The sequence below is a fragment of the Jatrophihabitans sp. genome (assembly GCF_046262535.1).
In the GTDB taxonomy this organism is placed as follows: Bacteria; Actinomycetota; Actinomycetes; order Mycobacteriales; family Jatrophihabitantaceae; genus Jatrophihabitans.
This window is the reverse complement of the sequence record NZ_JBHEMO010000116.1, coordinates 23081-42439: the sequence shown is the minus strand read 5'-3', so window position 1 is coordinate 42439 and position 19359 is coordinate 23081. Positions and strand designations below refer to the sequence as shown.

The following is a 19359-nucleotide window of genomic DNA, read 5'->3' as shown; positions in this document are numbered from 1 at the left end:
GTTCCAGGGCCAGGCCGACCCGCCACTGGACGAGGTGGGGCGGGCCCAGGCCTACGAGGTGGCCTCGCTCATCGCCGCCCTGCGCCCCGAACTGCTCGTCAGTTCCGACGCGGCGCGGGCGCTGCAGACCGCCGAGATCGTCGGTGACGTCGTCGCGCTGCCGGTCGTGAAGGAGCCACGGCTGCGCGAACGCAACCTCGGCCACTGGGAGGGGCTCACCCGCGAGGAGGTCGCCGACCGTTACCCCGACGAGTACGCCGACTGGATGGCCGGCCTCGACGTCAGCCGGCGCGGTGGCGAGACGCGCAACGAGGTCGCCGAGCGAGCGAGTGCGGCATGGGCCGAACTGCCGGTGACGGGCACCGCTGTGCTCGTCACGCACAGCGCCACTGCGATGGCGCTGACCAACTCCTTGCTCGGGATCGCCCAAGCCGTCCACCCGCTCGGTCCGCTGGCCAACTGCCACTGGTCCGAGCTCTATGCCGAGCCGGTGGCCGGCGGGGCCATGGCGTGGCGCCTGCGCGGGCACAATCTGGGCGTACCGGGCACCGTCGTTCCCCTTCCGGCCCGGTCGGACGCCGACGACGCCTCCGACGCCGACGCGTGATCGGCCGGAGTGATCGACGCCATAGGCGGTTGAGCGTTCACCCTTCACCAGGAACGCTCTACAGTTGCCGTTAGGTGCCCCCGCGTCCGGCGGCGACGGACGGCGGACGCGGGGCGTGCACCTTGATCCCTGGGAATGCCTCCGGTGCCGTATTCTCGTGCTGTGACCAGCGGTCGACTGCTTCTTACCGAGCCGCGCTGAGCCAGCATCCGCTGCCAGCGCGGCCGAGCCTCTGCCAGCGGCAGGGGCTCTTCGTTTGTCCGCGGACGACCACTTCGGTATAGGAGCCCACGATGACCACCGGCGCAGACTCAGCGTCCGACGTACCCCCGTTCCGCTACACCGCCGCGATGGCCCAGGGCATCGAGACCGGTTGGCAGCAGCGCTGGGCGGACGAGGGCACCTACAACGCGCCCAATCCGTCCGGCCCCTTGGACGAGGAATTCGCGCGGGTCGCCATCCGACCGCACGCCTACGTCATGGACATGTTCCCGTACCCGTCCGGGGCCGGGCTGCACGTCGGGCACCCGCTGGGCTACATCGGCACCGATGTGTACGCGCGGTACCGGCGGATGCGCGGTGACAACGTCCTGCACACGATGGGCTTCGACGCGTTCGGGCTGCCCGCGGAGCAGTACGCGATCGAGACCGGCCAGCACCCGCGCACCACGACCTACGGCAACATCGAGATCTTCCTGACGCAGCTGCGCCGGCTCGGCCTGGGACACGACGAGCGGCGACGGGTGGCGACCACCGATCCCGAGTTCTACCGCTGGACGCAATGGATCTTCCTGCAGATCTTCAACGCCTGGTACGACCCGATCGCCGACAAGGCCCGTCCTGTCGACGAACTGATCAGCGAGTTGGACGCCGGGACGAGGCAGCCGGCGCCGGGAAGCAACCCCTTCGACCGGGGCTGGGGCGAACTGTCCGACATCGAGCGTCGGCAGGTGGTCGACAACCACCGCCTGGCCTACCGCACCGAGTCGATGGTCAACTGGGCGCCCGGTCTGGGCACGGTCCTGTCGAATGAAGAGGTGACGCCGGACGGGCGCAGCGAGCGCGGCAACGTCCCGGTGTTCAAGCGGCCGCTGCCGCAGTGGAACATGCGGATCACCGCCTACGCCGACCGGCTGGTGCGCGATCTCGACCAGATCGACTGGCCGGAAAAGGTGCGCACGATGCAGCGCAACTGGATCGGCCGCTCCACCGGAGCGCACATCGCCTTCGCCACATCGGTCGGTGACATCGAGGTATTCACCACTCGACCGGACACCCTGTTCGGCGCCACCTATGTCGTCGTGGCCCCGGAGCACCCGATGGTCGATGCGCTGACGACCGAGACGTGGCCCGACGGTGCGAAGCCGTCGTGGACCGCCGACGCCGCCACTCCGCACGACGCGGTCGCCGCTTACCGGGCCGCCGCCGCGGGCCGCTCCGAGCTGGACCGGCAGGCGGGTGACCGCGCGAAGACCGGCGTCTTCACCGGAACCTTCGCGCAGAACCCGGTCACCGGTACTGCGCTGCCCGTGTTCGTCGCCGACTACGTCCTCATGGGCTACGGCACCGGCGCGATCATGGCCGTGCCGGGCCAGGACGAGCGCGACTGGGAGTTCGCCGAGGTCTTCGACCTGCCGATCATCCGGACGGTGGCGCCCCCCGATGGATGGGAGGGCAAGGCCTTCACCGGCGAGGGACCGGCCGTCAACTCGTCCATCGAGGGTCTCTCGCTCGACGGCCTGGACGTTCCGACGGCCAAGGTTCGGATCATCGAGTGGCTGGAAGCGGCCGGTCGGGGCCGGGGCGCGGTCACCTACCGGCTGCGGGACTGGCTGTTCAGCCGCCAGCGGTACTGGGGCGAACCGTTTCCCATCGTCTACGACGAGACCGGCCTGCCGATCGCCGTGCCGGACTCGATGCTGCCGGTGGAACTGCCGGAGACCGACGACTTCTCACCCAAGTCCTTCCCGCCCGACGACGCCGAGTCCACGCCCGAGCCGCCGCTGGGCCGGTTGAGCGACTGGGTCGAGGTCGAGTTGGACCTCGGCGACGGGCCGAAGAAGTACCGGCGCGAGACGAACACCATGCCGAACTGGGCCGGCTCCTGCTGGTACGAGCTGCGCTACCTCGACCCGACGAACACCGAGCGGTTCGTCGACCCGGCCGTCGAGCACTACTGGATGGGGCCCAACGCCGACCGGCCACTGGGGGGCGTCGAACTGTACGTCGGCGGGGTCGAGCACGCGGTGCTGCACCTGCTCTACGCGCGGTTCTGGCACAAGGTGCTGTTCGACCTGGGCCACCTGTCGTCGTCCGAGCCGTTCCATCGCCTGGTCAACCAGGGAATGCTGCAGCTGCCGGCCTACACGAACGCGGACGGGTTCTACGTCCCAGCCGCTGAAGTGGTCGAGCACGAAGGCCGGTTCTTCCACAACGGCACCGAGGTGCACCAGGAGTTCGGCAAGATCGGGAAGTCGCTGAAGAACGTCGTCAATCCCGACGACTTCATCCGCGAGTACGGCGCCGACACCTTCCGCCTGTTCGAGATGTTCGGCGGCCCGCTGGAGCAGTCCCGGCCGTGGGACTCCAAGGCCATCGTCGGCCCGTACCGGTTGCTGCAGCGCGTGTGGCGCGTCGTGGTCGACGAGCAGACCGGCGAGACGCATGTGTCCGACGAGCCGGTGCCCGACGAGCTGAACCGGCTGCTGCACAAGGCGATCCACGCAGTGCGCGACGGTTACGAGACGCTGCGGTTCAACACGTCGATCGCGCGGGTCACCGAGCTGAACAACGCGATTACGCAGGCCTACCCGGACGGCGGAGCGCCGCGTGCGGTCGCGGAGGCGCTGGTGCTGATGCTGGCGCCGCTGGCTCCGCACATCGCCGAGGAGCTGTGGTCGCGCTTGGGACACACGTCCTCGCTGGCGTGGGAGGGCTTCCCGGTGGTGGACGAGTCGCTGCTGGTCGACGACACCGTCGAGGTGCCGGTGCAGGTGAACGGCAAGCTGCGCGCGGTGCTCACGATGCCGGCCGGCGCGGACGCCGCCGCGATGGAGGCGGCGGCACGGGGCGACGAACGGATCGCCGCTGCGCTGGAGGGCCGGGAGACGCGTCGGGTCGTCGCGGTGCCCGGACGCCTCGTCAACTTCGTCGTGTGATGGGTCTCGGCTGATGGCGGTTTCCGTCGTGACCGACTCGACGGCGTGCCTGCCTTCGGAGACGCTCGAGAGGCTGGGTATCGCGGTCGTGCCGCTGCGGGTCACGATGGGCAACCGGACGGCGGTCGACGGCGTCAACGTCTCGTCGGCCGCCGTCGCCCGGGCCCTGCGGTCGAAGGTGGGGGTGTCGACGTCGCGTCCGGCGCCGGCCGAGTTCGCCGCCAAGTACCAGGAGCTGCTGGACGCGGGCGCGTCGAATGTTGTCTCGGTGCATCTGTCGGCCGCCCTGTCGGGCACTTGGGAGTCGGCCGTCCTCGCCGCGCAGGACTTCCCGCACGGCGTGGTGCGCGTGGTCGACTCGCGCTCGACGGCGATGGGGCTCGGCTTCGCGGTGATCGCGGCAGCCACCCGAGCGGCCGAGGGCGGCTCGGCCGCGGAGGTACAGGGCGCGGCCACCGCGACGGTCGACGGAACCAGCACGCTGTTCTACGTCGACACGCTGGAGTACCTGCGCCGGGGCGGCCGCATCGGCACCGCCGCTGCGCTGTTCGGTACGACGTTGTCCGTCAAGCCGCTGCTGCAGCTGATCGAGGGGCAGATCGTCGGTCTGGAGAAGGTGCGGACGTCGACGAAGGCGCTGGCCCGGCTTGTCGAACTGACCGTCCGCGCGGCCGGCGGGCGCCCCGTCGACCTCGCCGTCCATCATGTCGTCGCCCTGGAGCGGGCGACCGCCGTCGAGGCGCAGCTGCGCGACCAACTGCCGAGGCTGGGCGACTCGCGCGTCTCGGAACTGGGACCGGTGATCGGTGCCCACCTCGGCCCGGGGGTTGTCGGCACCGTGATCTCGCGGCGCTGATTTCGCGACGGTGATCCGCGCCAACGAGGGCGTTCGCCGCGACGCAGCGCGAGCGGGCGTGGGCGGTAGCACGCGGGGCTGACATCCGGGTCCGTCCCGTGCACAAGCTCGCTGGCCGTCCACAGGCCGGCCCAGCCGGCGTCGGCACCCTGCTCGACTGCCTAGCGTCGTGGCGGTGCGAGGTGAGTCGACGCGGGTAGCGGCGCGCGTCCGGGATCTGCTGAGCGAGCACGGCGACCGGACCGGGGCTGTCGTTGCGGACGACGACGACCCGCCACTTCGGCCAGCATCGCATCGGCCGGGTTGGCGGCAGCGGCTGCAGGCGCGGATCCCGGTACGGCTGGATCCGGGGCGGCGGGCGGTCGTGGCGGTCGGTGCTGCCGTCCTCGTCGCCGCGGTCTTGACCGGGCTGTGGGTCGTGGCCGAACGCCCCCGCGCGCTCGCGGTCGGGCCGACCGGTGTCGCAGGCGCCTCCAGCCCGGTCCCCACCGGCCCGCTGTCGGCGAGCGCCGGGTCGAGCGGTCGGGTGCCGGCCGGCGCGTCCTCGGCGGCTCCCGCGACTCCGACCGCGCCGGCGATTGTGGTGGTCGATGTGGCCGGCAAGGTGCGCCGGCCCGGGCTGTACCGGCTGCCGGTCGGGGCCCGCGTGGACGACGCGGTGCGCGCCGCCGGGGGCGCCCTGGCCGGAGTGAACCTCAGCAGCCTCAACCTTGCCGCGAAGGTTGTCGACGGGCAGCAGATTCCGGTCGGGATCGCCGGCTCAGCCCGCGGAGCAGCGGCCGGAGCGGCCGTAGTGGCCGGGAGCGACGGCAGCCCGGGCGGTGGGGGAGGCATGGCCGGCAACGGTGCTCCAGGTCCAGGTGCTGGGGAGCCGGTCGACCTCAACACGGCGACGATCGAGCAACTCGAGACCTTGCCCGGCGTCGGCCCGGTGCTGGCCCAGCACGTCCTCGACTGGCGAACTGCGCATGGCCACTTCGCGACGGTTGATCAGCTCAACGACGTGCCGGGCATCGGTGAGGTCAAGTTCGCGGCGTTGAAGTCCCTGGTCACGGTATGACGCCCCCCGGGCCTGCCGGTCGCCGCGAGCCCGTCGATCTGCGATTGGCAGTCGGCGCCGGTGCGGCCTGGCTGGCGGTGCTGTGGGCCGGTGCCAGGGCGCCGACCCCGATCCTGAGTTGTGCGGCGGCAGCTGCCGGCGTGGCCGTCGCCTTGCTCGTGGTCGGCCGGCGCTGGCCCGGAGCGCACGCTGGCGCCCTGATGCTGTTCTGCGTCGCCCTTGCTCTCGGCCCCCTCGCCGGGCGCGTCGCTCATGCGCGGGCTTCCCCGCTCGTCACGCTGGCCCGCGACCACGCACCCGTCACCGCGATCCTGACCGTCACCTCCGACCCGCGCCTGCTCGCGGCCAAGGGCGTGGCCGGGTCGCCGCGCGTCGCCGTCGAGACCGCGGCCGACGAGGTGCTGGTCCGCGGCCGCGCGACAGCGGTCGACGGCCCGGTTCTGGTCCTCGCCGACGCGGCGCCGTGGCGCGACCTGCTGCCCGGGCAACGGGTCCGGCTTGACGGCGCTCTGCAACCCGACCTCGCCGGAAGCGACCTTTCGGTCACGCTGCTCGCTCACACGTCGCCGCTCCGGCTGGGCGTCCCACCGTGGTGGCAACGTGCGGCCGGCCGGATCCGCTCGGCGTTGCGGACGGCCGCAGCGGGGCTGCCCGACCAGGAGCGTGGCCTGCTGCCGGGGTTGGTAGACGGCGACACCACGAACCTCGACCCGGTGCTGGCCGACCGGTTCCGTTCCGCCGGCCTCACGCATCTGGTCGCGGTGAGCGGGACGAACTGCTCGATCGTGGTCGGCGCGGTGCTGCTGGTGCTCCGGCGGGCCCGGGCCCGGCCCTGGGTGTCCTCGGTGCTCGGCGGCGCGGTGCTGCTGATGTTCGTGGTCGTGGCGCGTCCGTCACCGAGCGTGCTTCGCGCGGCGCTGATGGGCGCGATCGCCCTCGTCTCCCTCGGCACCGGGCGGCCGCGGGCGGCGCTGCCGGCGCTGTCCGCCGCCGTGCTGGCGCTGCTGGTCTGGGATCCGACGCTCGCCGGGAGCCCGTCGTTCGCGATGTCGGTGCTGGCGACGGTGGCGCTGCTGCTCGTCGCGCCGGGGTGGGCCCGCGCGCTGCGCGAGCGGGGAGTGCCTGTCGGCATTGCCGAGGCGTTGGCAGTGGCGGCCGCGGCCCATCTCGTCACCGCACCGATCATCGCGGCGATCTCCGGACGGGTCAGCCTCGTCGCCATCCCGGCCAACGTCCTCGCCGAACCGGTCGTCGCGGTCGTCACGGTGGTGGGGTTCGCCGCTGCCGTCGTGGCGCCCGTCTGGGCCGGGGGCGGTGCGGCCCTGGTCTGGGTGGCGGGCTGGCCGTGCCGGTGGCTGGTCGGCGTGGCCGATTACTTCGGTGGCCTGTCGGGAGCGATGGTGCCGTGGCCCGGCGGGCAGGCCGGCGGACTGGTGCTGCTGCTGACCGTGGCCGGGATTGCGATCGCCGGCCGGCAGTCGGGTGTGCGCCGGGCCCTGGTCGCGGCTGCTGTGACAGCAGCGGTGATCTTCATCCCGGTCCGCGCGGTCACATCGGGTTGGCCTCCGCCGGGTTGGCTCTTCGCCGCCTGCGACGTCGGCCAGGGCGACGCCCTCGTCGTGGCCGCCGGTCCGGGCGCCGCCGTCATGATCGACGCCGGCCCGGACCCGATCGCGGTCGACCGGTGCCTCCGCGGGCTGGGTGTGCGGCAGATCCCGCTGTTGGTGCTCACCCACTTCCACCTCGACCACGTCGCCGGGCTGCCCGGCGTGGTCCGCGGCCGGTCGATCGGGCGCATCCTCACCGGTCCGCTCGACGGCCCCGAGTCCGGATCGGTCATCGTGCACCGCGTGGCGACGGCGCTCGGGCGGGCGGTGCTGTCGCCGCCGGAAGGGACGTCCCTCGACGTCGGCGACGTGCACCTCGATGTCCTCGGCCCGGCCGCGCCGTTCCACGGCACCCGCTCCGATCCGAACAACTCCTCCCTGGTGCTGCGCGCGCAGGTCAGCGGCGTGCGCATCCTGTTGCCCGGCGATGCCGAGGTCGAGGCCCAGCGAGCGCTGGTCGCAGCCGGCACGGACCTGCGCGCGGCCATCCTCAAGGTGCCGCACCACGGCTCCGCATATTCGGAGCCGGCGTTCTTGGCTGCGGTCCACGCGTCGCTGGCGGTGATCAGCGTCGGCGCGCACAACGACTACGGCCATCCGTCGCCGGTCCTGCTCGCCGAACTCGCGCGGCTCGGAGTACCGACGCTGCGGACCGATCGGCAAGGCGACGTCGCGGTCGCCGGCTCGGCCGGGCATCTCATCGCCGTCGCGCACGGAACCGCGGCGACCACGCTCGGTCGGTGGCGCCCGGCGCCCGCCGCCGGTGGGTCGGTCCGGGCACCGCGCCCGGCACCGTCGGCGGCCGGTGCGAGGATGTCGGTATGCCGTCGCGTCCCGTCGACATCGACGACCTTCCCGATCCGCTGCCCGGCCTGTTCCTGCTCGTCGGGGACGAGGGCCTGCTCGTCGACCGGGCCATCGGCGCGATCTCCGCCGCCGCCCGCCGGGCCGACGCGTCGGTCGCCGAGACCCGGCTCTCCGGGAGCGAGCTGGAGGGCGCCGAACTGCACGAGATGCTCGGTCCCTCGCTGTTCGGCGAGGCCAGGGTGCTGATCATCGAAAGCGGCCAGGACGTCCGCGCCGCCGCGGCGGCCGTGCTCGGTCCGTATCTCGAATCCCCCGCCGACGGCACCGTCATCGTGCTGCACCACGTGGGCGGCGCCAAGGGCAAGGCGCTGCTCGAGACCGCCCGGAAGGCCAAGGCGCTGGAGATCGGCTGCGCCAAGCTGACCCGGCCCGACGAACGGGCCGACTTCGTCCGCGCCGAGGTGCGGCGCAACGGCGGGCGGATCGGCCCGGACGCCGTGAGCGCGCTGCTCGACGCGGTGGGCAGCGACCTGCGGGAACTGGCTGCGGTCGCCGGCCAGCTCGTCAGCGACTCGGGCGGTGACATCGGCCTGGACGTCGTGCGGGCCTACCACCGCGGCCGGGCCGAGGTCACCGGGTTCGCCGTTTCCGACCTCGCCGTCGTCGGCCGCAGCGGTCTCGCGCTCGAGGCGCTGCGGTTCGCGCTCGCCGTCGGGGTGCCACATGTGGTGATCGCCGACGCGCTGGCCGACGGCGTCCGCTCGGTCGCCCGGGTGGCGTCGGCCGGTCGCGGCGACCAGTTCGCGCTCGCCAAGAAGCTGGGAATGCCGCCGTGGAAGGTCAAGCGCGCATCGAGCCAGGCCCGCGGTTGGAACGCGGCCGGCCTGCGTCAGGCGCTCGGCGTGGTGGCCACGCTGAACGCCGACGTGAAGGGCGCCGCCGCCGACCCGGCCTTCGCGCTGGAACTGGCGGTCCGGCGCATCGGAGCGGCCCGGGCGCTCGGGAGTTCCTGAGCCGACCAGCGGGGGCCCGGGAACGCAGTCGAGCCGTGCAGCTGGACAGCTGCACGGCTCGGGAGTGCGAAGCGGCGGAGTTAGAGCGAGTTCGCCCGCGCGGCCATCGCCGACTTCTTGTTGGCCGCCTGGTTGGGATGGATGACACCCTTGCTGGCCGCCTTGTCGAGCTGGCGCGACGCGGTCTGCAGCGCGGTCAGCGCGGCCGCCCGGTCGCCGGAGTCGGCCGCGGTGCGGAACTGCCGGATCGCCGTCTTCAGCGACGACTTGACGCTTTTGTTGCGCAGGCGCGCGACCTCGTTGGTGCGGATCCGCTTGATCTGGGACTTGATGTTCGCCACGAAAAGCCTCGACGTTCCTGTTGCAGATGAGTTGCAGATGGACTGGAGATGAAGGTACGTGCGCCGGGCCTCCGGCGAGCAGGCAACCTCACCAGACTACCAGCGGCGCGCCGAGCCCCCCAAATCCGGCGGGTCAGGAGGGCCGGTCAGCCCTGGGCCGCGCGGGCCGAAACCAGCTCGAACTTCGTGTACAGATAGGTCCGGATCCCGTCCTCGGTACTGATGACCTCGCTCACAGCCTGGTCCTCGTCCGCCTCGTCGCCGTAGATCATCGCGGCGCCGTCCGCGTCGAAGAAGATCCCCCCGTCGACCGGGGCCACGTCGGTGAGCTGGACCACGACATACCGGCCGCCGAGGGATTGGAGCAGGGTGCGCAGCTCGTCGCTCTTGGCGTCGCCCGGCTGGCGGTAAACACCGACGACCTCCTGCCAGTCGTCCTCGCCGGGGGAGGTGTTGACGAGATCGCCGGGGCGGAGGTCGATCGCGGGCAGGCGGTACTCGACGGCGGTGCGCGGGTCGCTCATGGCGCTCATCCTGCCCGATGACCGTTCGTCGCCCCGGTACGGGCGTCCACCGCACGCTCGACGAAGAGCATGGCGACCACGAGGGTGGCCGTGGCCAGCAGCTGTTGGGCGGCGCCGAACCCGGTGCCCACAGGAATCAAGGCGAGCGCCGCGAGGCCGGTGACGAGGCGCGGTCCCGGGTTGCCGAAGCGCAGTGCCGCGCGGAACAGCCCGAGTGCGATGAGGTACACCGCGACGCCGCCGGCGAGCAGCGCGGCCGCCGCCCGCCCGGTCGGTTCGGTCAGCTCGGGCAACGACAGCCGCGTTCCGGCCGCGACCGAGACGACTCCCGCCAGCATGAGCACGTGCGGGGCGTCGTAGTGCAACAACGCATGCGAGCCGCGCGTCGACGCATCCCAGCGCGCCAGCGCCCGGGTGGCCCGTTCGTCCTCGCCCGCGAAGTAGCACCACCACATGGCGGCCGAGGCCGCCAGCCCGCACAGGGTGCCGAACACGAGCCGCGCGGTCACCGGCAACTGCTCGGCGGCCAGGGCCACGCTGACCAGTGACTCGCCGAGCACGATGATGACCATGAGCCCGTGCCGCTCGGCGAAGTGGCCGACATCGATGGCGAACGCCTGGGTCGACCCGCTGAGCACGGCCGCGCCCCACTGCACGATCACGGCGGCGGCCCACAGCCACCACTGCCAGGGAGTTCCGGCGTAACCGGCGACCAGGATCAGCCCGGAGGCGAGCAGGTTCTGCGGACCGATGCGGCGCATCGCCGCGGCGGCCCGGGCAACGCCGCCGATCAGGAAACCGGCCAGATGGATGACGGTGAGCACCAGATAGGCCCAGCCGAACGCGACGCCGTCGCGGTCGAAGGCGTGGGGGACCGTCAACGAGACGACGAAGAACGCCGCCATGCCCAGCAGCAGCACGGCCCGCAGCCGAGGCGACCCCGTGCCCAGGGTGTTGGTCAGCCAGGCATAACCGCCGTACATCCAGAAGATGACGACGAGTTCGAGCAGGGCCTGCGCGACGGCACTCCACGACGGGTGGCGCTCGACGATGAATGCGAGCTGCGTGATCGTGAAGACGAAGACGAGGTCGAAGAACAGTTCCAGTGTCGAGACCCGCGTCCCGCCCGTGTCGCTCGAGTCCGACATCAGTCGAGTCAGGCGCCGAACGGCAGCTGCGGCTGGGGTGGTCCGTGCGTCGGGTCCACGCCGTCGAACAGGCTGCTGATCGACTCACCGCCGTGGATGCGGCTGATCGCCTCGGCGAACAGCGGAGCGACCGAGCGGACCGTCAGCTTGGGCCAGTCCTCCGCCGGCTGCGGCACCGTGTCGGTGGTGACGATCTCGGACACCATCGGGTGCTCGTGCAGCCGCGGCAGCGCTTTGCCGGCGAACAAGCCGTGCGTACAGGCCACGGCCACCTCCGTGCAGTCCTGCTCGGCCAGCCGTTCCAGCAACTCGAGGATGGAACCGCCCGTCGCGATCTCGTCGTCGAGCACGATCGCCTTCTTGCCGCGGACGTCGCCGACGATGGCGTCGATGACGACGCGGTCGTCGGCGAGGCGCTGCTTGGAGCCGGCGGCGACAGGCAGCCCGAGCAGCCGCGAGAACTGGGTGGCGGTCTTGGCGTTGCCCAGGTCGGGGGACACGACCACGGTGCCGTCGAGGTCGTGGGTGCGGAAGTGGTCGGCCAGCTCGCCGATGGCGGTGAGGTGGTCGACGGGGACGGAGAAGAAGCCGTGCACCTGCGGTGCGTGCAGCGTCATGGTCAGGACCCGGTCGGCGCCGGCCGTCGTCAGCATGTCGGCCACGAGCCGGCCGGCGATCGAGATCCGCGAGGCGTCCTTCTTGTCCGACCGCGCGTACGCGTAGTGCGGGATCACGGCGGTCACCTGTGCGGCCGAGGCGCCCCGCGCGGCGTCGAGCATCAGCAGCAGCTCCATGAGGTGCTCCTGCGTCGGCGCCACCAGCGGCTGGATGACGTAGACGTCGCGCTGGCGGCAGTTCTCCTGCAGCTGGACGTAGAGGCAGTCGTTGCTGAAGCGGCGGATCTCGACGCCGGACAACGGGACGCCGAGATGTTCGCAGATGCGGTCGGCCAGAGGTCGGTGGGCGCTCCCGGAGAGCACCACGATCTCGCGCATGCGTGCAGCGTAACTGCGTCGGCGTGAAACAATGACCGCGTGACATCCGCCGGCCGGACGGATCCGGGCCGGATCCGCAACTTCTCGATCATTGCGCACATCGACCACGGCAAATCGACCCTCGCCGACCAGATGCTGCGCCTGACCGGCGTGCTCGACCCCCGTCTGGCCAAGGCCCAGTACCTCGACCGCATGGACATCGAGCGCGAACGTGGCATCACGATCAAGGCCCAGAACGTGCGTATGCCGTGGACGAGCCGCGAGACCGGCGTCGAGCACGTACTGCACATGATCGACACGCCCGGCCACGTCGACTTCACCTACGAGGTCAGCCGTAGCCTCGCCGCCTGCGAGGGCGCGGTTCTGCTCGTCGACGCCGCCCAGGGGATCGAGGCCCAGACCCTCGCCAACCTCTACCTGGCCCTCGAGAACGACCTGCAGATCATCCCGGTCCTCAACAAGATCGACCTGCCGGCCGCGCAGCCCGACGTGTACGCCGCCGAGATCGCGCACATCATCGGCTGCGACGCCGACGATGTGCTGCGGGTGAGCGCCAAGACCGGCGAGGGCGTCGAGGCCCTGCTGGACGTGATCTGCCGCGACGTGCCGGCGCCGGTCGGCGAGGCCGCCGCGCCGCCGCGGGCGATGATCTTCGACTCCGTCTACGACATCTACCGCGGCGTGATCACCTACATCCGCGTGGTGGACGGTCATTTCACCCCGCGCGAGCGGATCAGGATGATGTCGACGGGCGCCACGCACGAGTTGCTCGAGATCGGCGTGATCTCACCGGAGCCGGTGCCGACGAAGGGGCTCAGCGTCGGCGAGGTGGGCTATCTGATCACCGGCGTGAAGGACGTGCGCCAGTCACGTGTCGGCGACACCGTCACGGACGCGGCCAAGCCAGCGGCCGAATCGCTCGGCGCCTACCGCGATCCGCGCCCGATGGTGTACTCCGGGCTGTATCCGATCGACGGCTCGGACTACCCGATCCTGCGCGACGCCCTGGACCGGTTGCGGCTGAACGACGCTGCCCTCGTCTACGAGCCGGAGTCCAGCGCCGCGCTCGGGTTCGGGTTCCGCTGCGGTTTCCTCGGTCTACTGCACCTGGAGATCACCCGCGACCGGCTCGAGCGTGAGTTCGGCCTCGACCTGATCAGCACTGCGCCGAACGTGGTGAACCGGGTCCTGCTCGAGGACGGCACCGAGCACGTCGTCACCAACCCGTCCGACTGGCCGAGCGGGCAGAAGATCGCGGCGATCTACGAGCCGATCGTCAAGGCGATGATCATCGCGCCGAGCGAGTACATCGGCGCGATCATGGAGTTGTGCCAGGACCGGCGCGGCAACCTCGGCGGCATGGACTACCTGTCCGAGACCCGCGTCGAGCTGCGTTACACGCTGCCGCTCGGCGAGATCATCTTCGACTTCTTCGACCAGCTGAAGTCCCGTACCCGCGGCTACGCGTCGCTCGACTACGAGCAGGCCGGCGAGCAGCTGGCCGACCTGGTCAAGGTCGACGTGCTGCTGCAGGGCGAGACGGTCGACGCCTTCTCGGCCATCGTCCACAAGGACAAGGCGTACGCCTATGGGACGTCGATGACCGGCAAACTGCGCAAGCTGATCCCCCGGCAGCAGTTCGAGGTCCCGATCCAGGCCGCGATCGGCGCGCGGGTCATCGCGCGCGAGAACATCAGCGCGATCCGCAAGGACGTCCTCGCGAAGTGCTACGGCGGTGACATCACGCGCAAGCGCAAGCTGCTCGAGAAGCAGAAAGAGGGCAAGAAGCGGATGAAGATGGTCGGCCGGGTCGAAGTGCCACAGGAGGCGTTCATCGCCGCGCTGTCCACCGGCGACGTCGAGGTCAAGAAGTAGCTTCCTCGGGGCGGTGGCAGACCGCTTCGACGTTGTTGCCGTCAGGATCGCGCACGAACGCGCCGTAGTAGCTCGCGTGGTACTCCGGCCACACCCGCGGCTCGTGCAACACCTCGGCCCCGAGCCCGACGGCCACGTCGAAGAAAGCGTCGACGGCGGCCCGGTCCGCTGCCCGAAAGGCCAGATGGGACTCGCGAAAGCCTTCGCCGGTCGCCCGAGCGCCGATCCAGAACTCCGGGAATTCGGTCCCGTAACCGATGGCGAAGTCGTGCTCGAGGACGCGACGGGCACCGAGCGGGGCGAGGACGGCGTCGTAGAACGTCGAGCTCTGTGCGAGGTCGGCGCATTGGACGGAGACGTGGTCGATCATCGACCGATCATCGCGGTTCGGGGGGCGGCCCGGCCAGCGGGAATCGGGCCAGGTCGCCCGTGCCGCTGACGGCGATGACGGTCAGCGCGTCCGCGGTGGCCGGGAACGGGTCGAACGGGGCATCGCGCAGCGCGCGCAGAGATGGGCGCGGCAGGCGGGTGGCCAGCGTGCAGTGGGCCACCCAGTCGCCCGGTGCGCTCTGCGCGCCGAAGGCCGGCAGCCACTTCCGCGCGAGTGTGTCGTAGACATCGTGCTGCAGCTCCCGCAGGGGCGGCGACTCGTCCGTCGCCACGTACAGGACCCCGCTGGGGAAGCCGCCGAACCCGCGCATCGTCAGCGGAACCGGCGCGTGCCGGGCGGCCACCTCGGCGACCACTGCCGCGAGATCATCGGCGTCATCGGTGCGGGCCGCCGTCAAGGTGAGATGCGGACGGTGTGCGCGCCGGACGCCGTGCCCGGCGGCGGCGACGCGTTCCCGCAGCGTCTCGACGGCAGCATCGGTGGCCGCGTCGAACGCCGCGCAGACGACGAGTGTCCGGCTCAGAGCTCGAGCACGATCTTGCCGACGAGGTCGCCGGACGCCATGGCCGTAAGACCGTCCGCGACCTGCTCGAGGGGGAGCGTCCGGTCGATGTGCGGACGCAGCCCGGTCGCGTGCAGGAACGCGATGAGGTCGCCGAGCTCGTCTCGCGTGCCCATCGTGGAGCCGACCAGCTCGAGCTGCAGGAAGAAGAACCGGTTCAGCTCGGCCGGCGGGTTCGGTCCCGAGGTGGCGCCGGAGATGACGATCCGGCCGCCCGGCTTCAACGACTTGGCCGAGTGGGAGTACGTTGCCTCGCCCACGGTCTCCATGACCGCGTCGACCCGCTCTGGCAACCGCGCGCCAGACGGGAACGCCGCGTGCGCGCCCAGCTCGAGCGCCGTGGCCTGCTTCGCCTCGGACCGGGCGGTCGCGTAGACGGTGAAGCCCGCGGCCCGCGCCATCGAGATGCAGGCCGTAGCGACGCCGCCGGTCGCGCCCTGGACGAGTACCGACTGGCCGGGACGCAGGCCGGACTTGGTGAACAGCATGCGGTAGGCCGTGAGCCAGGCGGTCGACAGGCAGGCCGCCTCGCCGAAGGACAGCTCGGCCGGCTTGGGCACGACGTTGCGCTTGGGCACGATGACGTACTCGGCCAGCGATCCCTGGTGCTTCTCCGACAACAATGTCCGGCCCGGGTCGACGGTGTCGTCGCCCGTCCACCCCGGCGTGTTGATCACCGCGTGGACGACGACCTCGTCGCCGGTGGACTCGTCGATCCCGGCCGCGTCGCAGCCGAGGATCATCGGCAGCTGCTCGGCCTTGATCCCCACGCCGCGCAGCGTCCACAGATCGTGGTGGTTGAGGCTCGCGGCGTTGACTTTCACCCGCGTCCAGCCCTCGGGCGGCTGGGGGTCGGGTCGCTCGCCGACGACCAGGCCCTTCAGCGGATCGTCGGGGTTGATCGACTCGGCGTAGGCGGCGCGCATGGTCTCGACCCTAGTGAAGACGCTACGACGGTCCGCTGGCCAGGGCGGCCTGAATCGCCGCGACCAGCTCACGCGCCGACGCTGCCGTGAGTTCCACCCCGACCCGGGCGGACGGGCCGCGCTCGGGGGCGGCGAAGTCGATGTTGAGCGTGTGGTCGGCCATGGCGTGCACCGGGTGGTCGAAGTACACCGTCGCGTCGGTGACGTGGAACCACGACCCGTTCGGGCCCTTGGCGCTGCCGTCGATCGCGGCCTGCATCGTGGCGTAGGTGCACATCGTCAGCTCCCCAGGTGGGCCGCGTAGAAGGCGGCGATCCGCTCCCACCCGTCGTTGGCCGCGGCGACGCGGTACGACGGGCGGTTCACCGCGAAGAACGCGTGGCCGGCGTCGTCGTAGCGGTGGATCTCGTAGGTTTTTCCGTTGGCTTGCAGCAGCTGTTCGAGCTCGTCGACCTGCTCCGGCGAGGGGTAGGAGTCCTCGTTGCCGAACAGGCCGAGCAGCGCGCAGTGCAGGTTCGGCAGCTGGTCGACCAGGTTGGTGACCTTGAGGGGATAGTCCGGCGACGGCGTGCCGGTGACGAAGGCGCCGTAACAGTCGACGGCGGCGTCGAGCTCGAGGCGGCACGCGGCGAGGACGCTCTGCCGCCCGCCGGAGCAGTGACCGATCACGCCGACCTTGCCGTTGGAGGTGGGCAGCGAACGCAAGTAAGCGGCCGCGCCGCCTACGTCGCCGACCAGTCGCTCGTCGGAAACCCCGCCCCGCGCCCGGACGACCGCGGCGGCGTCGTCGGGCGACGCGCCCGGCGCCTCGCGGGAGTAGAGATTCGGGCAGATGGCGTCGTAGCCGAGCTCGGCGAAGCGGCGAACCATCTCCTTCGTCGCCCGGTCGTAGCCCGGCAGGTGATGGATCACGACCACGCCGCCGCGCCGGTGGTCGCCGTCCGGCCGGGCGAGATACGCCTCGATGTCGTCGCCGTCCACGCCGCTGATCCGGACGGTGGTCGCGCTCAGCGAATCGCTCATGCCCTGATCGAAGCACCGTCGCCCACGATTGCGATGAGCGGGCTCCGGCAGGCGGTGCGGACGGGCCCGGCCTAGAGTTGCCTCTCGTGCGCAGCGTCCGACGGGCTCGGCGGCCGCTGGTCGCGCTGGTGATCCTGCTCGTTGCGCTTGCGGTCGGGTACGGCGTCCGCGCAGTGAATTCCGACGACGGTTCGAAGCCCGGGCCGTCCACTTCGCTGACCGCACCTGTGCCCGCCCCGTCGAGCAGCTGAGCGACGGACCGGCCGCCCTCGCCGACCGGCGCCGGGAGTAGCGCACACTGGATGCCGTGCCATCCGCCCTTCCGCACGGTGACCCGCCACCATCCGACGGCCGCCTGCCCAGCGCCGTCCTCGACCGCGCGGCGGAACTCCCGTTCGGCGTGTACGCGCACATCCCGTTCTGCCAGACGCGCTGCGGTTACTGCGATTTCAACACCTACACCGCGACCGAGCTCGGTCTGGGCGTGAGCCGCCTCGGTTACGTCGACACGTTGCTGCGCGAGCTGCGCCTGGCCGTCGACGTCCTGAGCGACGGTGACGTCATCGGGGACCGGTTCTCGCCGGTGACCACGATCTTCTTCGGCGGCGGCACGCCGACCCTGTTGCCGGCCGAGCACCTGGGCCTGGTCATCCGCGAGATCGGCGACCGTTTCGGGTTGGCCGCCGACGTCGAGATCACGACCGAGGCCAATCCCGAGACGGTGACCCCGGGCTACCTGACCAAGCTCCTCGAATGCGGGTTCAACCGCATCTCGATCGGCATGCAGTCGGCGGTTCCCCGCGTCCTCGCCGTGCTCGACCGCCAGCACCGGCCGACGCGGCCGGAGCAGGTCGTCGCCGAGGCGCGCGCGGCCGGCTTCGAGCACATCAACCTCGATCTGATCTACGGAGCGCCCTACGAGACCGACGCCGACTGGCAGGCCTCGCTGGACGCCGCGATTGCGGCCGGCCCGGACCACATCAGCGCCTATGCGCTGGTCGTCGAGCAGGGCACGGCGCTGGCCCGGCAGGTCGCGTCGGGTGTGGTCCCCGCGCCCGACGAGGACGCGCAGGCCGATCGCTACGTGATGGCCGACGAGTCGCTGCGCGCGGCCGGCTACGACTGGTATGAGATCTCGAACTGGGCGCGCAATGACGCCGCCCGTTGCCGGCACAACGAGCTGTACTGGACCGACTCGAACTGGTGGGGCCTCGGCCCGGGCGCCCACAGCCACATCAGCGGGGTGCGCTGGTGGAACGTCAAGCACCCGTCGCGCTACTCGTCCCTCGTCGACGAGGGGCGCAGCCCCGCGGCCGGCCGCGAGACGCTCGACGACGAGGCGCGGCTCACCGAGCGGATCATGCTCGGGGTACGCCGCCGCGAAGGGCTGAGCGTGGCCGAGCTTCCGCAGGGGGCCCGCGGGGTGTTGCCGCAGCTGGTGAGCTGGGGCCTGATCGAGCAGCTGCAGCCCGACGGCGACCGGCTGGTCCTGACCCAGCGGGGGCGGCTGATGGCCGATGCCGTGGTGAAGGAACTGCTCACCGCCGGCTGATCGTCACCCGCGCACCCGCAGCGTCCCGGCCTCGAATCGTGCACGGATGAGTTCGGCGGTCCGTTGCGGATCGTCGGGCGGATCGGTCAGCACGTGGCGGGCGTCGATCGGCGCGCGGGCGAACTGGCCGAACATGTCGCGCGTCGCCGGAACGTCGGTGAAGCCGTGGCCCGTCCGTGACAACACGCGGTTGACGCAGGTGGCCTCATCGGGGAACAGGATCGCGTAGTGCAGCACCGGTACCGCAGCCGCACGGGCGAAGGACGGCAGCAGCCAGGGGCCGACCATCCCGTCGTAGATGACGGTGTAGTCGCCCCGCGCGTAGCGACCGGCCGCCGCAGCGGCGGCTTCGGTCACGATCTCGTTCTGCACGTGCGCCTCCGACAGCCACGGTTCGATGAACCCCTGGCCGAGGAAGCGAAAGAAGTCGTCACCGGGCACCAGCGCGCTGTGCGGGAAACCGGCCGACAGGATGGCCGCCACGGTCGACTTCCCGGCTCCCGGGGGCCCGGTCACGACGAGCAGGTCGCCCACGGTCAGCCGATGGGACGGAAGGCGTCGAGGTCGAGGATCCGCACGTGCAGCGTCGTCCTCCCCTGCAGCGCCGCCCGCAGCGCCCGGTGCAGGCCGTCCTCGAGGTAGATCTCGCCGTGCCAATGGACGGCGTGAGGGAACAGGTCGCCGTAGAAGGTGGAATCCTCGTCCAGCAGGTGGTCGAGTTCGAGACGCCGCTTGGTCGTCGTGAGCTCGTCCAGCCGGATCGTGCGCGGCGCCACGTTGGCCCAGTCGCGGGCGGACAGGCCGTGATCCGGGTACGGGCGCCCGTCCCGCACGGCTTTGAAGATCACAGTTTTCCGCTCCGCAGTGGCCCGGTCCGCTTTTGTCGGCACCCTATCGCTCCCGTCCCGGGATTA

18 protein-coding genes and 1 pseudogene are annotated in these 19359 nt (G+C 71.2%); 8 read left to right on the top strand and 11 right to left on the bottom strand.

Translation table 11 applies throughout. The features are described 5' to 3' along the window. The 6 genes and pseudogenes from ABR571_RS15860 to holA form a co-directional block, all read left to right on the top strand. On the top strand, positions 1 to 607 hold a 607-nt coding region (locus ABR571_RS15860; protein ID WP_409454174.1), incomplete at its 5' end, for a histidine phosphatase family protein. A 293-nt stretch (positions 608 to 900) separates the two neighbouring features. Continuing rightward, positions 901 to 3765 (top strand): leucine--tRNA ligase, encoded by a 2865-nt coding sequence (leuS, locus tag ABR571_RS15855; RefSeq protein WP_409454173.1) that lies wholly within the window; start codon positions 901 to 903, stop codon positions 3763 to 3765. 13 nt (positions 3766 to 3778) lie between these two features. Continuing rightward, a complete protein-coding gene (locus ABR571_RS15850) occupies positions 3779 to 4621 on the top strand; it encodes a DegV family protein (protein WP_409454172.1) in 843 nt (280 codons plus the stop codon). A gap of 175 nt (positions 4622 to 4796) precedes the next feature. Beyond that, positions 4797 to 5681: a helix-hairpin-helix domain-containing protein gene (locus tag ABR571_RS15845; protein WP_409454171.1), complete on the top strand. Its 885-nt coding sequence runs from the start codon at positions 4797 to 4799 to the stop codon at positions 5679 to 5681. After that, positions 5678 to 7795, top strand: a pseudogene (locus ABR571_RS15840) (ComEC/Rec2 family competence protein); the annotation flags it as partial. The gene ABR571_RS15845 and the pseudogene ABR571_RS15840, both read left to right, overlap by 4 nt. Positions 7796 to 8109: 314 nt before the next feature. Further along, positions 8110 to 9108 carry a DNA polymerase III subunit delta gene (holA, locus tag ABR571_RS15835; protein ID WP_409454170.1) on the top strand — a complete coding sequence of 333 codons (999 nt, stop codon included), beginning with the start codon at positions 8110 to 8112 and terminating at the stop codon, positions 9106 to 9108. Positions 9109 to 9188: 80 nt separating this feature from the next. Here the strand turns inward: holA and rpsT are convergent, their stop codons facing one another. From rpsT to ABR571_RS15815, 4 genes are all read right to left on the bottom strand, one after another. Beyond that, positions 9189 to 9449, bottom strand: coding sequence for a 30S ribosomal protein S20 (rpsT, locus tag ABR571_RS15830; RefSeq protein ID WP_409454169.1), 261 nt, complete (start codon positions 9447 to 9449; stop codon positions 9189 to 9191). Positions 9450 to 9595: 146 nt separating this feature from the next. Beyond that, the gene (locus ABR571_RS15825; protein WP_409454168.1) at positions 9596 to 9973 is read right to left on the bottom strand and encodes a hypothetical protein; all 378 of its coding nucleotides are present in this window, start codon (positions 9971 to 9973) and stop codon (positions 9596 to 9598) included. Positions 9974 to 9978: 5 nt separating this feature from the next. Then, the gene (locus ABR571_RS15820) at positions 9979 to 11121 is read right to left on the bottom strand and encodes a low temperature requirement protein A (protein WP_409454167.1); all 1143 of its coding nucleotides are present in this window, start codon (positions 11119 to 11121) and stop codon (positions 9979 to 9981) included. Between the two features lie 8 nt (positions 11122 to 11129). Beyond that, positions 11130 to 12116: a ribose-phosphate diphosphokinase gene (locus tag ABR571_RS15815; protein ID WP_409454166.1), complete on the bottom strand. Its 987-nt coding sequence runs from the start codon at positions 12114 to 12116 to the stop codon at positions 11130 to 11132. A gap of 39 nt (positions 12117 to 12155) precedes the next feature. Here ABR571_RS15815 and lepA point away from each other — a divergent pair, with 39 nt between their 5' ends. Beyond that, positions 12156 to 13991: a translation elongation factor 4 gene (gene lepA / locus ABR571_RS15810; protein WP_409454165.1), complete on the top strand. Its 1836-nt coding sequence runs from the start codon at positions 12156 to 12158 to the stop codon at positions 13989 to 13991. Here the strand turns inward: lepA and ABR571_RS15805 are convergent. The 5 genes from ABR571_RS15805 to ABR571_RS15785 are packed head-to-tail and all read right to left on the bottom strand — an operon-like array spanning position 13981 to position 16893. Then, positions 13981 to 14361 carry a VOC family protein gene (locus ABR571_RS15805; protein ID WP_409454164.1) on the bottom strand — a complete coding sequence of 127 codons (381 nt, stop codon included), beginning with the start codon at positions 14359 to 14361 and terminating at the stop codon, positions 13981 to 13983. The genes lepA and ABR571_RS15805 overlap by 11 nt on opposite strands. 7 nt (positions 14362 to 14368) lie before the next feature. Continuing rightward, positions 14369 to 14905 (bottom strand): 2'-5' RNA ligase family protein, encoded by a 537-nt coding sequence (locus tag ABR571_RS15800; RefSeq protein ID WP_409454177.1) that lies wholly within the window; start codon positions 14903 to 14905, stop codon positions 14369 to 14371. Beyond that, the gene (locus ABR571_RS15795; RefSeq protein WP_409454163.1) at positions 14902 to 15870 is read right to left on the bottom strand and encodes a zinc-binding dehydrogenase; all 969 of its coding nucleotides are present in this window, start codon (positions 15868 to 15870) and stop codon (positions 14902 to 14904) included. Before ABR571_RS15795 ends, ABR571_RS15800 begins: the two co-directional genes overlap by 4 nt. Before the next feature lie 22 nt (positions 15871 to 15892). After that, a complete protein-coding gene (locus tag ABR571_RS15790) occupies positions 15893 to 16147 on the bottom strand; it encodes a DUF6295 family protein (protein ID WP_409454162.1) in 255 nt (84 codons plus the stop codon). A gap of 2 nt (positions 16148 to 16149) precedes the next feature. Then, positions 16150 to 16893, bottom strand: coding sequence for a dienelactone hydrolase family protein (locus ABR571_RS15785; RefSeq protein ID WP_409454161.1), 744 nt, complete (start codon positions 16891 to 16893; stop codon positions 16150 to 16152). Between the two features lie 307 nt (positions 16894 to 17200). On the opposite strand from ABR571_RS15785, the gene hemW reads away from it, so the two are divergent. Then, a complete protein-coding gene (gene hemW, locus ABR571_RS15780; protein WP_409454160.1) occupies positions 17201 to 18445 on the top strand; it encodes a radical SAM family heme chaperone HemW in 1245 nt (414 codons plus the stop codon). Between the two features lie 3 nt (positions 18446 to 18448). Here hemW and ABR571_RS15775 read toward each other — a convergent pair whose 3' ends face one another. Further along, positions 18449 to 18979 (bottom strand): AAA family ATPase, encoded by a 531-nt coding sequence (locus ABR571_RS15775; protein ID WP_409454159.1) that lies wholly within the window; start codon positions 18977 to 18979, stop codon positions 18449 to 18451. Positions 18980 to 18981: 2 nt separating this feature from the next. Beyond that, on the bottom strand, positions 18982 to 19293 hold the full coding sequence (locus ABR571_RS15770) for a type II toxin-antitoxin system VapB family antitoxin (protein WP_409454158.1): 312 nt from the start codon (positions 19291 to 19293) through the stop codon (positions 18982 to 18984). Positions 19294 to 19359: the final 66 nt, after the last annotated feature.